This window comes from Aurantimicrobium minutum, assembly GCF_029894165.1.
Lineage (GTDB): Bacteria > Actinomycetota > Actinomycetes > Actinomycetales > Microbacteriaceae > Aurantimicrobium > Aurantimicrobium minutum_A.
In genome coordinates, this window is record NZ_JARXXU010000001.1 from 443,946 (window position 1) to 456,524 (window position 12,579).

At 57.8% G+C, this 12,579-nt stretch carries 10 protein-coding genes; 7 read left to right on the top strand and 3 right to left on the bottom strand.

Annotated features, from left to right (window positions below; translation table 11 throughout):
• Positions 1-166: 166 nt before the first annotated feature.
• Positions 167-2,254, top strand: a complete 2,088-nt coding sequence (locus M2119_RS02340) for a DEAD/DEAH box helicase (protein WP_280803365.1) — start codon at positions 167-169, stop codon at positions 2,252-2,254.
• A 66-nt stretch (positions 2,255-2,320) separates the two neighbouring features.
• Here the strand turns inward: M2119_RS02340 and M2119_RS02345 are convergent, their stop codons facing one another.
• Positions 2,321-3,235 (bottom strand): EamA family transporter, encoded by a 915-nt coding sequence (locus tag M2119_RS02345; protein WP_280803366.1) that lies wholly within the window; start codon positions 3,233-3,235, stop codon positions 2,321-2,323.
• A 167-nt stretch (positions 3,236-3,402) separates the two neighbouring features.
• On the opposite strand from M2119_RS02345, the gene M2119_RS02350 reads away from it, so the two are divergent.
• The gene (locus M2119_RS02350; RefSeq protein ID WP_280803367.1) at positions 3,403-5,430 is read left to right on the top strand and encodes an acyl-CoA dehydrogenase; all 2,028 of its coding nucleotides are present in this window, start codon (positions 3,403-3,405) and stop codon (positions 5,428-5,430) included.
• Positions 5,431-5,495: 65 nt separating this feature from the next.
• Here M2119_RS02350 and M2119_RS02355 read toward each other — a convergent pair whose 3' ends face one another.
• Positions 5,496-7,109 (bottom strand): MFS transporter, encoded by a 1,614-nt coding sequence (locus tag M2119_RS02355; protein ID WP_280803368.1) that lies wholly within the window; start codon positions 7,107-7,109, stop codon positions 5,496-5,498.
• A gap of 103 nt (positions 7,110-7,212) precedes the next feature.
• Here M2119_RS02355 and M2119_RS02360 point away from each other — a divergent pair, with 103 nt between their 5' ends.
• A complete protein-coding gene (locus M2119_RS02360) occupies positions 7,213-8,523 on the top strand; it encodes an NRAMP family divalent metal transporter (protein ID WP_280803369.1) in 1,311 nt (436 codons plus the stop codon).
• Here the strand turns inward: M2119_RS02360 and M2119_RS02365 are convergent.
• A complete protein-coding gene (locus M2119_RS02365) occupies positions 8,520-8,732 on the bottom strand; it encodes a DUF5652 family protein (protein ID WP_280803370.1) in 213 nt (70 codons plus the stop codon). The genes M2119_RS02360 and M2119_RS02365 overlap by 4 nt on opposite strands.
• Before the next feature lie 59 nt (positions 8,733-8,791).
• On the opposite strand from M2119_RS02365, the gene M2119_RS02370 reads away from it, so the two are divergent.
• From M2119_RS02370 to M2119_RS02385, 4 genes are read left to right on the top strand one after another with little or no spacing between them, the layout of a single operon-like run.
• Positions 8,792-9,451 carry a Pr6Pr family membrane protein gene (locus tag M2119_RS02370; protein WP_280803371.1) on the top strand — a complete coding sequence of 220 codons (660 nt, stop codon included), beginning with the start codon at positions 8,792-8,794 and terminating at the stop codon, positions 9,449-9,451.
• Between the two features lie 35 nt (positions 9,452-9,486).
• Positions 9,487-10,419 carry a polyphosphate kinase 2 gene (ppk2, locus tag M2119_RS02375; protein WP_348520937.1) on the top strand — a complete coding sequence of 311 codons (933 nt, stop codon included), beginning with the start codon at positions 9,487-9,489 and terminating at the stop codon, positions 10,417-10,419.
• A 26-nt stretch (positions 10,420-10,445) separates the two neighbouring features.
• A complete protein-coding gene (locus M2119_RS02380; protein WP_280803372.1) occupies positions 10,446-11,831 on the top strand; it encodes a DUF2252 domain-containing protein in 1,386 nt (461 codons plus the stop codon).
• Positions 11,828-12,559, top strand: coding sequence for a dienelactone hydrolase family protein (locus M2119_RS02385; RefSeq protein WP_280803373.1), 732 nt, complete (start codon positions 11,828-11,830; stop codon positions 12,557-12,559). Before M2119_RS02380 ends, M2119_RS02385 begins: the two co-directional genes overlap by 4 nt.
• Positions 12,560-12,579 lie beyond the last annotated feature (20 nt).

Sequence of the window (12,579 nt, forward strand, 5' to 3'; positions counted from 1 at the left end):
ACCGCATTTGTGATGCGGATGGGTTTGTAAGTCAGGTGGGCCGGTTCCCCAACAATTCTGTTGGTGATAGTCACTCAATGTGAATCGGTCCCGGCCATAGACTGCCCGGGTTCTTATCAGCGCGTTTGTGCGCTGTTTTGCCTTGAATCCAACCCAGAGAAATGTCATGCCTAAGAACAAGAAACCAGCCGGCGGTCGTCCGGCGAAGAACTTTGAACCCCGCTACGGCGCGAAGAAGACCGGCGGTCCTTCCGCTGGATCACGTAGCCCTGGCCACCGCGGTTACCGCGCAGAGCCCGCTGAGGCTCCTCGCAAGGACCGTTGGAACAGCGAAGATCGCGACGCACGTCGCGGAGCTCCAGCTGGCGAGCGTCCTTCTTACAACCGTGGTGAGCGTTCTGAGCGTCCCGCCTACGGTGACCGCAACGAACGCCCTGCCTACAACCGTGCAGAGCGTTCCGAGCGCCCTGCGTATGGTGACCGCGCTCCACGCGGAGACCGTCCTTCCTACGGTGACCGCGGACCTCGCGCAGACCGTCCCAGCTACGGTGACCGTACCGAACGCCCCGCATTCAACCGCGGTGACCGCAACGATCGTCCTGCTTATAACCGTGGTGAGCGTTCTGAGCGTCCCGCATATGGTGGCCGTAACGAGCGTCCACGTTTTGACCGTGATGCACCCCGCGGCGAACGTCCTTCGTATGGTGATCGTGCTCCTCGTGGAGATCGTCCCAGCTACGGTGACCGCAACGAACGCCCCGCCTACAATCGTGGTGAGCGTTCCGAGCGCCCTTCCTACGGCGACCGCAATGACCGTCCTGCCTACAATCGTGGTGAGCGTTCTGAGCGCCCCTCGTATGGTGACCGTGCTCCTCGTGGAGACCGTCCTTCCTACGGTGATCGCAACGATCGTCCCGCACGTAACTTTGGCGGTGACCGTCCCCGTTACAACAAGGACGAAGCACCTCGTCGTTCCGCTTCTGACTTCTACCCCGCAAAGGACGAGAAGGCACGCTTTACCCCTGAGGAAGACGTCGTACTCGAGCGTCTCGAAGCGCAGGCAACTACCGCTGCTGATGTCGATGGCGTGAGCTTTGGTGACCTCGGTCTGGGTGACAACATTTGTCGCCAGTTAGCTTCCATGGGTGCAGCAGCACCGTTCGCTATCCAGGCAGCCACCATTCCTGATGTTCTCGCAGGTAAGGATGTTCTGGGCCGCGGAAAGACCGGATCGGGCAAGACCATTGCCTTCGGTTCTCCTGTCGTTGAGCGTCTGATGGAAAACAATGGTGGCAAGGACCGCAAGCAGGGCCGTGCACCTCGTGCCCTCATCATGGCTCCTACCCGTGAGCTCGCAATGCAGATCGACCGCACCGTGCAGCCCATCGCTCGCTCTGTCGGCTTGTTCACCACCACCATCTTTGGTGGGGTGCCACAGCACAAACAGGTCATGAGCCTGCGTCGCGGCGTGGACATTATTATTGCGACCCCTGGACGCTTGGAAGACCTCGTCGAGCAGGGTCATATCGACCTTTCGAACATCACCATCACGGTGTTGGATGAGGCTGACCACATGTGCGACTTGGGATTCCTCGAGCCCGTGCAGCGCATCCTGCGCGCCACCAAGGCTGACGGACAGCGTTTGCTGTTCTCGGCAACCTTGGACAAGGGCGTTGCCGCAATTGTGAAGGAATTCCTCAAGGATCCTGCAGTGCACGAAGTAGCCGGTGAAGACCAGGCTTCTTCCACCATTGACCACCGCGTCTTGGTTGTGGAGCACCGCGACAAGCCCATGGTTATTGAGCAGCTTGCGTCTCGGGAAGGAAAGACTCTGATCTTTGCTCGTACCCGCGCGTACGCTGAGCAGCTTGCTGACCAGCTCGAGGATGCAGGAATTCCTGCAACCAGCCTGCACGGTGACCTCAACCAGTCGCGTCGTACTCGTAACCTGCAGCTGCTCACCAGCGGCCGCGTGAACGTGCTCGTTGCAACTGACGTTGCTGCTCGCGGTATTCACGTGGACGACATCGACCTGGTTATCCAGGCAGATGCTCCAGATGAGTACAAGACCTACATGCACCGCTCCGGTCGTACCGGCCGTGCAGGTAAGCAGGGAACGGTAGTTACCATCATTCCTCGCACCCGTCAGCGCCGTATGAACGAGCTCCTGGGTCGTGCTGAGATCTCAGCCGACATGGTTCCCGCTCAGCCCGGCGACGAACTGCTCGACCAGCTTGCAACTGCGACTGTCTAAATCCGATTTAAACACAAACGCCGCATCCCTTCGGGGGTGCGGCGTTTGTGTGTGTAGGTGTCGTCTTTAGCTCAGCGCTAGGAGACCTGCGGCGGCCAGTGCCAGCACCATCCCCACCAGCTGGAGTTTCGTAATCTTCTCGCGCAGCACGATGGCTGCCAAGATGATCGTTCCTGCCGGGTACATTGCTGTCAGGACGGACATCACGCTGAGGTTGCCGGATTGAATGCCGAGCAGAAGCAAAGCGTTACCGATGGAATCCAGGACACCACAGCCGAGGGCAAACAATATGCCGTTTTTAAAGTCAACGCTGCCGGCATCGCCCACAGCCAAGTCCGCACGCGCTGTGCCATCCCGGCCGAACAGGCCCTTGCGGTGAGCCCAGCGCAGCAGGGCCATGATCGCCACGGCAGAAAACATGATGCCGATGTTGACAAAGCGGTTATAAACCAGGGGGTAGAGTCCCGAATCTGCGGGAACCTGATCCATGATGATGAGGAAAACCCCGATGAGCAAGCCGGAAACGGAAGCGAAGATAATTCCTCGCAGGCGAGGCTTGACGGCATTCTTCTCTGGAGTGAAGGCGACGAGGACAATCGCGATGGCGCCGAGACCGAGGGCAAGGTAACCAAACCAGGCCAAGGTTTCGTGAGAGACAACAATCGCCCAGATCACCGGGAAGATCGCCGAGATGAGTGCGCCGAGTGGGGAAAGAATACTCATCGGTCCGATGGCCAGCGCTGCATACAGCAGCAGAATGGCCAATGCCCCGGCAACACCAGAGAGCAGACCCCACCAGATCGTTCCGGAGGAAATCTGTCCGGGGATGACAAAGGTCAGCCCAACGAGGACAAAGAGTCCCACAATTCCCGCGATGCCGGTGGCCAAGAAGGCCCCCATCCGCTTGGAGGCCATCCCGCCCAAGAAATCACCGCTGCCAAAGACGAGGGCACCGGAGAGGCCGAGGATGACGGTGAGCATTGTTCCAGCCTAGGTGTTGTCAGCCCCGATGCGGTGCGGAATTAACAAAGCAGAACGCGGTTTGGGGGCTTGTGTTGTAGGAGCCCCACAGAGGAATTGATGCTATCGAAATCCTCGGCTGAAATAGGATTCCAGTTGTAGAAAAACACCTGAGAAAGGTCTCTTCCATGTCAGTCATCGACAAGATTGAGAAGGAAAACGACGCAGCCGCCGTTGATCGTGACTTTCTTGAGCAGTTCTTGCTCGGAACGTGGGCTGATGTGCGACGAACATCACGGGCCTTGGCAGCGACTCCGGAGATGCGCGGCATTCCTGGTCTCTCGAAGGACGAGCACCGTGCCCGGGTATTAGAACAACTGAAACTCCTGGTAGCTCATGGTCAGGTCCACCGCGCTTTTCCTACAGCGTTTGGTGGCCTGGCCGACCACGGCGGTAACTTAGCCGCGTTCCAAGAACTCATTGCTGCCGACCCCTCACTGCAAATTAAGTCGGGTGTGCAGTGGGGATTGTTTGCTGCCGCAATTCTCCACCTGGGCACAACCCCCCATCACGAACTCTGGCTACCTGCGGCCATGTCACTGGAGACCCCGGGCATTTATGCCATGACCGAAACTGGTCACGGTTCAGATGTCTCAGCCATTGCCACCACCGCAACCTATGACCCTGAGTCAGATGACTGGGTCATTAACACGCCCTTCCGTGGCGCATGGAAGGACTACCTCGGCAACGCAGCCCTGCATGGCCGCGCAGCCGTGGTCTTTGCCCAGCTCATCACCCACGGCGTGAACCACGGCGTGCACGCCTTCTATGTGCCCATCCGGGATCACAACGGTCACTTTTTCCCCGGAGTCGGCGGTGAAGACGATGGACTTAAAGGTGGTCTGAACGGTATTGATAATGGTCGCCTGCACTTCGACCACGTTCGCGTTCCCCGCACCAACCTCCTGAACCGCTATGGCGACGTGGACGAGAACGGAAATTACTCCTCTCCCATTGCCAGCCCGGGACGCCGCTTCTTCACCATGCTCGGCACCCTCGTTCAAGGCCGGGTGTCCTTGGATGGTTCCTGCGTCAATGCGTCCAAGATGGCGCTCCAGATTGCTGTGACCTACGGCAATCAGCGCCGCCAGTTCGCCGCCCCCGGCCAGCAAGAAACGGTCCTGCTCGATTATCAACGTCACCAGCGCAGACTCATTCCCCTCATTGCGACGACCTATGCGCAGACGTTCTCTCACGACGTCCTGTTAAGAAAGTTTGATGCTGTCTTTAGTGGCGCAGATGACACGGACGAGAGCCGTCAGGACCTCGAGACCCTCGCGGCGGCCTTCAAACCGTTGTCCACCTGGCATGCTCTTGACACGCTGCAAGAATGCCGTGAGGCATGTGGCGGCCAGGGATTCCTTGCCGAAAACCGGTTGACGGGCTTGCGCGCTGACCTCGACATCTATGTCACCTTTGAAGGTGACAACAATGTGTTGCTGCAACTTGTGGCCAAGCGACTCCTGACCGACTACAGCAGGAAGTTTAAAGATGTGGGGGCTGGAACACTCGCCCGCATGGTGGTCGAACACGCTGCTGATCGTGCCGTCACAGGATCGGGGCTGCGTCGCTTAGGGCAAAACGTCAAGGACCTGGGTTCCACGGCACGCTCCGTCAAGGAACTCCGTGACCCCGAGATGCAACGAGAACTGCTCACCGACCGTGTGGAAACGATGGTTGAAGAGATTGCCTTGGAACTGCGTGATGCCAAGAAATCACACACCGAAGCTGACGTGTTTAACCGCAAACAGAATGCACTGATTGAAGCGGCAGCAGCTCACGGGGAACTGCTGCAGTGGGAAGCCTTCACCGAGGCACTCGCGCAAGTCCCTGATGAAGATACGCGACAGATTTTGACGTGGCTTCGCGACCTATTTGGTTTACACGCCATTGAACGCAATCTGGGCTGGTATCTCATGAAGGGCCGCCTCTCGGCCCAACGTGCGGAGGCAGTGACCGCGTATGTGGATCGTCTGATTGCTCGCCTGCGTTCACACGCGCAAGGACTCGTGGACTGCTTTGGCTATGGCCCTGAACATCTGCGTGCTGAAATTGCGACCGGGGTCGAGGGCATGCGCCAGGACGAAGCACGACTGTATTACGAGAATCTTGCCGCCTCCGGACATTCCCCAGTTCCGGAGAATCACAACGTTTAAATGTTGCCTCCAAGCACACAGGAGCCGACCCAGTAGGGCCGGCTCCTGTGGTTAATGCTCAAGATTTAGATGACGTGAGCGTCGCCTGAGGTTTCCATTTTCTCTACTTCTTCCTGACGGGTTTTGCCGAGAGAAAGAGTAGCGAGGAAGCCTAAGCCGAGGAAGCCCGCTGCGGCGAAGGCACCGTAGCGGGTGCCATCAGAGATGGCCTGCTTGGCGTAGTCAGCGATCGGGATGGTGGCGGGATCCTGCTCGAGACCGATGATGGCACCACCGGCACTATCGACCACGGAGTCAACAACCTGCGTGACCTGCTCTTCCGGAAGGCCCTCGTTGGTGAGGTCGTTGGTGAGCTGAATCTGCACGGAGGCGAAGAGGATTGTTCCCAGAATCGCGATACCCAGTGCGGAACCCAGTTGACGGGAGGTGCTCTGAGTTCCGGAGGCCTGTCCAGATTCCTGTACAGGAACGTCCTTGAGGATCACGTTGGTCAGCTGTGCGGTGGCCAGGCCTACGCCCAAACCATAAACGAACAGCCAAGGAACAACGCTCACCCAGGTAGCCGTGGGACTAATCATGAAACCGACACCTGCGACACCCACAATTTCCAGCAGGATGCCCAGACGCACCATCGAGACGGGAGAGACGCGGCCAGAGAGTGCACCAGCGACACCGGATGCGACGAAGGCACCACCGGCGAGACCGAGCAAAACAAAGCCAGTCTGCAAGGCGTCATACCCAATCACAAACTGCAACCACAGGGGCAGCGAGAGAATGATGCCGAACTCACCTAGCGAGATCACCATGGCGGCGACGTTTCCGTTACGGAACGAAGCGATGCTGAACAGGTTGAAGGCAATGAGGGCAGGCTTTCCCTTCTTTATCCGGGCAGCACCATGGGCAATGAAGGCGGTGGTGGCGAGGACGAAGATGAGGAACATGACGGGAATGATCGAAATGCTGCCGGGCCAGGTCCAGTTACCGACAGTGAATTCCTTGTTGACTTCCCACCAGCCATAGGTGCGACCTTCGATGAGGGCGAACACCAGGGTCGACATCGCGATGACTGAGTAGACAGCGCCGAGCCAGTCAATACCGCGGTTGTTGCCGGCTTCCTTCGACTCCGTCACTGTCAGCAAGGCGCCAATAATGATGATGATGCCGAGGGGAATGTTGATTCCGAACGCCCAGCGCCAGGAGTAGTCCGTGGTGAGCCAGCCACCGAGTAGTGGCCCGACGGCCACCATTCCACCAATGGTGGAGCCCCAGATGGCAAACGCGATTCCGCGCTCCTTGCCCTGGAAGTTGGCGTTGACGAGCGAGAGGGTGGTGGGCAGCACCATGGCGCCACCGATACCCTGCAGCACACGAGCCGCAATGAGAATGTCACCACTTTGGCTCAGGCCGGCAATGACCGAGGAGATGACGAAAATCGCCATACCCAGGATCATGATGCGGCGGCGACCGAAGCGGTCGGCAAGTGCCCCAAAAACGAGCAGCAGGGCTGCGAAGACGAGAGTGTATGACTCTTGCACCCACTGCACCTGGGTGCTGGTGATGCCGAGGTCCTCGATGATCGAGGGGATGGATACGTTGATGATGGTCGAGTCAACGATGATGAGAGACACGGCAAGGCTGATGAAGAGCAGGCCGAACCAGCGTGTGCGAGGGGAAGTCATGTATCCAATCTACTGCGCTGAGTAGACGGATGTTCTGCTCGGGGGAGGGGAATTTACGTGTGAGGGTAAGCGTAGGCTGAGGCTCAGGAATGGGGAGGTGCGGATGTCTGAAACAGTTGCCGAGAGCGCTGCTCCGCGGGAGCCCAGCAGAAACTCTTCCAAACACCATCCCTCCCGAGAAGCTGTCAAAGGAAAAGGCTACTTTCGCCGTCTCGGTCCCGGCATCGTCACGGGCGCAGCCGATGACGACCCTTCAGGGATTGGAACCTATTCTCAAGTCGGTGCGGCCACCGGTAACCGACTGCTGTGGAGCGCACCTCTGCTTCTTCCGCTGGCTTTCGCTGTGCAAGAAGCGTGTGCACGCCTCGCCCTCGTAACAGGTCACGGTCTTGCCGGAGTGATCAAACGGCAGCTGCCTCGCCCTCTTCTGTATCTCTGTCTCGTGCTGGTCGTGACCGCGAATACGGTCAACATTGCGGCTGATCTGGGTTCCATGGCCGCTGCGTTGCAGCTTCTCGTTCCAGTTCCACAGTTGTTGGGGGTGATTGGGTTCGCTGCGGTGATCGTGCTGGCTGAAATCTTTGTTCCGTATCACCAATACGCCAAAATCCTGCGTTGGCTCTGCCTGTCCCTTCTGGCCTATATCGCGGTGATGTTTGTGGCGGACGTGGACTGGGGTGAGGTTCTCGGGGATCTACTCGTGCCCCACTTTGCCTGGAGCAAGATTGACATTGCTCTGCTCATCGCAATCGCGGGAACCACCATTTCTCCCTACCTGTTCTTTTGGCAGTCAGCCGAAGAGGTAGAGGAGCGTCGCCGGGTCAAGCACTATCACGTCAGTCACACCCACATCCGGGCGATGCGCGGGGATGTGTTCGTGGGGATGTTCACTGGCGTCTTCGTGATGGCCGCCATCATGATTACTGCAGCTGCGACGTTGCATAAGAACGGTGTCACAGATATCCAAACCGCAGAGCAAGCCGCACAGGCTCTGGTGCCCATCGCGGGTGATTTCGCTGGGGTACTGTTCTTGCTTGGCATCGTGGGCACAGGTTTACTCAGCGTTCCGGTTCTGGCGGGCGCCAGCTCGTATGCCATGGCCGAAACCTTTGGCTGGCGGGAAAGTCTCGAAAAGCGACCGAGCCAGGCCCGAGCTTTCTATGCCGTGATTCTGTTGTCCATCGTGGTGGGCCTCGTATTGAACCTGGTGGGGCTGAACCCTATGCAGTTCTTGGTTATCGCGGCGATCACCAACGGACTTGCAGCACCAATACTCATGGCCGTGATCTGGTGGCTCGCCAGTAGTGAGAAGTTATTGGGCAAGTGGAAGAGTCCGCTGTGGTCCAGAATTCTGCTGGGGGCGGCCACCCTGGCTATGGCCGTCCTGCCATTGTTGTGGCTGTTAGCGCCTTAGCGCTTTTTCTTGCTGAAAATAAAGAGGTAGAGAATCTCGAGAATGCCAGCGGTGTTGAGAATAAACAACACAATGAACCAGGGGACAGACTTGAGAGAGCCAGCGCGGTACAGGGCGAAGCCCTTCCAGATGCTGCTCCAGAAGACGAGCAAACCAATCAGCACAAACAGCAGTGGTTCTTCAACGAGTAGTCCTTGGTCGGTATCCATATCTTCATGCTAACTCTTCCCCCTGTTGGTGGGGCGTCTGGGGTGCTAGCGTCTTCTTCGTGAGCTCACCGTCGCGCAAAATCACTGCTGTTGTCCGTTGGGGTATTTCCGCATGGGTGCTGGCCGCCATCGTGACGCAAATCTGGTCGGAAGTGGCCAATGATGCCTTCTATCCCGAGCACTACTTCAGCTACTTCACCATTCAATCCAGCCTGATTAACATCGTGGCTTTCGCTGCAGGTGGTGTCCTCGCCTGGCGCACAGCGCGAGACACCAAGCTCTTCACGCTGGTGCGGATGTCGGTCTTCTCCTATGCAATTGTGACCGGGGTTGTCTATAACGTCTTGCTGCGCAACATTCCCTCTGACGGGTATGAGCCACCCGCCTGGTGTAACGAGTCAACCCATGTCTGGGTACCGATTGTGATCGTGCTGGAGTGGCTCTGTGCCACCGGCAGGATCTCGTTGCGGTTGCGTGCCATGTGGTGGGTGTTGCTCTATCCCCTGGGCTGGGTCGCCTTTACCGTTATTCGAGGAATCTTGACCGGCTGGTGGCCGTATCCCTTCCTCCAACCCGATGGTCCCAACGGGGTGGGCGGAGTCGTGGCCTATATCGTCGGTATCGCAGCGTTCATGAGCCTGAATGCTTGTATCGCTCTGCTCATTGCGAAGCTCTGGACAAAGTGGAAGAACCTCGCGCCCTCTTCAGAAGCAGATTAACCTCTCGTTAACCCCGAGAGTTCTAGGCTGGAACAATGAGTCCAGAATCAGACGGCACCTTCGACACGGCCGAGATCCTTCGTGCAACATTTACCGCCGAGGATTTGCTCGACGACGATGCACCGAAAACTCTGGCTGAGGATGACGCGTGGCGTCAGGGATTCCCCTATGAGGAGAAGCTCACGCGCCGGGAGTATGAGCACCGCAAGCATGTTTTGCAGGTGGAATTGCTCAAGCTGCAGGTGTGGATCAAGGAAACCGGTCAACGCGTCATCATTCTCTTTGAAGGCCGTGACGCCGCGGGCAAGGGTGGAACCATCAAGCGATTTATGGAGCACATGAATCCTCGCGGGGCACGAGTGGTGGCTCTCGAAAAGCCCACCGAGCGAGAACTGGGGCAGTGGTATTTTCAGCGCTATGTGGAGCACCTGCCCGCAGCTGGGGAACTCGTCATGTTTGACCGTTCTTGGTATAACCGTGCTGGCGTAGAGCGGGTGATGGGGTATTGCTCGGACGAGCAATATCAGGAGTTCATGCGCTCAACTCCCGAGTTCGAACGCATGCTTGCACAGTCGGGTATCAAGATTTTCAAGTTCTGGTTTTCGGTCGGCGAAGCAGAGCAGCGCCGCCGCTTCTTGGAGCGACGCACCGATCCGGTTAAACGGTGGAAGCTCTCTCCGACAGACCTCGCATCATTGGACAAGTGGGATGCCTACACTGAGGCGAAAGAAGCCATGTTCCTCGCCACCGACACCGAAGTTGCACCCTGGACGGTGGTGAAGTCGAACGACAAGAAGCGCGCTCGCCTCGAAGCGATGAAGTGGGTACTCAACTCCTTCGACTATGACGGAAAAGATGCCACAGTCATCGGAGTGAACGATTCCCTCGTGATTGGAAGCCCCTCCACGGTCTATGACCAGGGTGAATCACCCACGACAGCCATTCCTGTTATTTCTAAACTTCGCTAAATTCTCCCTATGAGGACAGGGCAGTCATGATGAATGAGCGGACATCCCCTGAATCCGTTCGGGAGTTCTTCTCCCGCCCTCGGCCAAGCCGGGAACAGCGCCGGGCGCTGGGCGAAAGCCTGAGAACGGCCGTTCCGCTGGACGCACATAGTCAGCTGCCGACATTAGCGTCACGCCCTGATTCTTTGGGGATTTTGCAGGGCCAAGAATTCGAACGCGAAGCCGATTTGGTTCCGTTGCGCTATGAACGCATGGCGTTAAACCCCTTTGCGTATTTGCGCGGTGCGGCTGCTGTGATGGCGCATGACCTCTCGCTCGTGCCACGTTCCGGGATTACGGTGCAGCTCTGCGGAGATGCGCACTTAGCCAACTTCGGCATGTTTGCCTCACAGGAACGCAGCCTCGTCTTTGACCTCAACGACTTTGACGAAACACACCCCGGACCCTTCGAATGGGACGTGAAGCGCTTGGCGTCCAGCTTTGCCATTGCTGCCCGCAACAACGGTTTCGATGAACCCACCCAACGTTCGATTAGTGCACTCGTGGCCCGTTCCTATCGGGAATGGATGGCCGCCTTTAGTGAGCGCAAGACTTTAGATGTCTGGTTCGCCAAGGTGGACGTGGAGTGGATGGTGGGACAAATGAAGAATCCCGTCATGCGCAAAATGTTCGACAAGGCCAGTTCGAAAGCGATGAAGAAAAACGTTGACTCTGCAGTCGAGAAACTCACCGAGGTGGTCGACGGTCAGCGCAGATTCCGCGCCGATCCTCCCCTCCTCACTCCGATTGAGGGCACACAAGTAGACGGTGTGGTCACCGCTCTCGCTCCCGTCTTTGCTGATTACCTCAGCACCTTGCAGCCAGACCGCGCAGTTCTGTTGTCACGCTATTCCTTCAAGCACCTCGCTTTTAAAGTTGTGGGGGTGGGTTCAGTGGGCACCCGGGCCTATGTTCTTCTGCTCGAGTCTGGTGACGGAGAGCCCCTGATTATTCAGGCTAAGCAGGCCGGTGCATCCGTGCTGGAGAAATATACCCAGCCCTGCGAATTCACTAATTCTGGAGAACGAGTGGTGGTCGGCACTCGGCTGATGCAAGCCGCAGGTGACCCCTTCCTGGGGTGGTGCCACGGCGGCGAATCAGCTCCCTATGATTTCTACTTCCGTCAGCTGTGGGACATGAAGGGTTCAATCGATGTGACCAAACTCGACCCCGAAGCGCTCACATCCTATGCACGAATTTGTGGGGGCGTGCTCGCCCGAGCACATGCTCGGGCCGGGGATGCTTCTCTCATTACGGGTTATTTGGGGCAGTCCAAAGAGTTTGATTACGCCATTGCTGAGTTTGCTCTGGGCTATGCCACGATCTCCGAACTCGATCATGCACAATTGCTGAACTCGAGAGTCTTCCTGTGACCCCACACATTGTCCGGCTCTCCACTGTCGAGATTCCGCTCGCGGCTGGCGGCAGTATCCCCGGGCTTTTCGCTCTTCCCGAAGGCGAGGGACCCTTTCCTGCGTTAGTGATGGTGCATGAAGTATTCGGGATAGATGAGTCCATGACGTCACAGGTGATGCGTATGGCGAGCGCGGGGTATCTCGTGCTGATGCCAGATCTCTACAGCCGAGGTGGCATGCGTCAGTGCCTCAAGGCCACTTTCCGCGCACTCGTCGATGGCACCGGTCAGGCCTATCTGGATGTGGAGGCAGCCAGGGAGTTTCTGCGTGCCCGCTCTGACTGCACCGGCAAGGTTGGTGTGGTGGGTTTTTGCATGGGTGGAGGTTTTGCTCTGCAGCTGGTCAGCCGTGGCTATGACGCCGCTGCCGTGAATTATGGTCAGGCAGCCAAAGACCTCGATGCTCAGCTCGTGGGGGCATGTCCGATCGTGGCCTCATTCGGTGGGAAGGACTTATCCCTCAGGGGAGCTGGTCCCAAGCTGGAAGCAGCTCTCGAACGTGCAGGCATTCCGCACGATGTGAAGGTCTATCCAGATGCTTCTCATGCTTTTATGAATCCCACCCAAGCCGGACCGAAGGCGCTTCGCCCCTTCATGAACACCGTGGTGGGTTTCAAACCTCGTCCGGAGGACGCAGCCGATGCGTGGCAGCGCATCGAGACCTTTTTCGCCGAACATCTCTCCTAGAACACGGCATTAAGCTGGGA

Excerpts from the sequence above, each read along its gene's own strand:
- M2119_RS02365 (WP_280803370.1), bottom strand. The coding sequence starts at position 8,732 with ATGGATACCGACCAAGGACTACTCGTTGAAGAACCACTGCTGTTTGTG.
- M2119_RS02345 (WP_280803366.1), bottom strand. The coding sequence starts at position 3,235 with ATGCTCACCGTCATCCTCGGCCTCTCCGGTGCCCTCGTCTTTGGCAGC.
- M2119_RS02360 (WP_280803369.1), top strand. The coding sequence starts at position 7,213 with ATGTCTGAAACAGTTGCCGAGAGCGCTGCTCCGCGGGAGCCCAGCAGA.
- M2119_RS02355 (WP_280803368.1), bottom strand. The coding sequence starts at position 7,109 with ATGACTTCCCCTCGCACACGCTGGTTCGGCCTGCTCTTCATCAGCCTT.
- M2119_RS02380 (WP_280803372.1), top strand. The coding sequence starts at position 10,446 with ATGATGAATGAGCGGACATCCCCTGAATCCGTTCGGGAGTTCTTCTCC.
- M2119_RS02350 (WP_280803367.1), top strand. The coding sequence starts at position 3,403 with ATGTCAGTCATCGACAAGATTGAGAAGGAAAACGACGCAGCCGCCGTT.
- ppk2 (WP_348520937.1), top strand. The coding sequence starts at position 9,487 with ATGAGTCCAGAATCAGACGGCACCTTCGACACGGCCGAGATCCTTCGT.
- M2119_RS02340 (WP_280803365.1), top strand. The coding sequence starts at position 167 with ATGCCTAAGAACAAGAAACCAGCCGGCGGTCGTCCGGCGAAGAACTTT.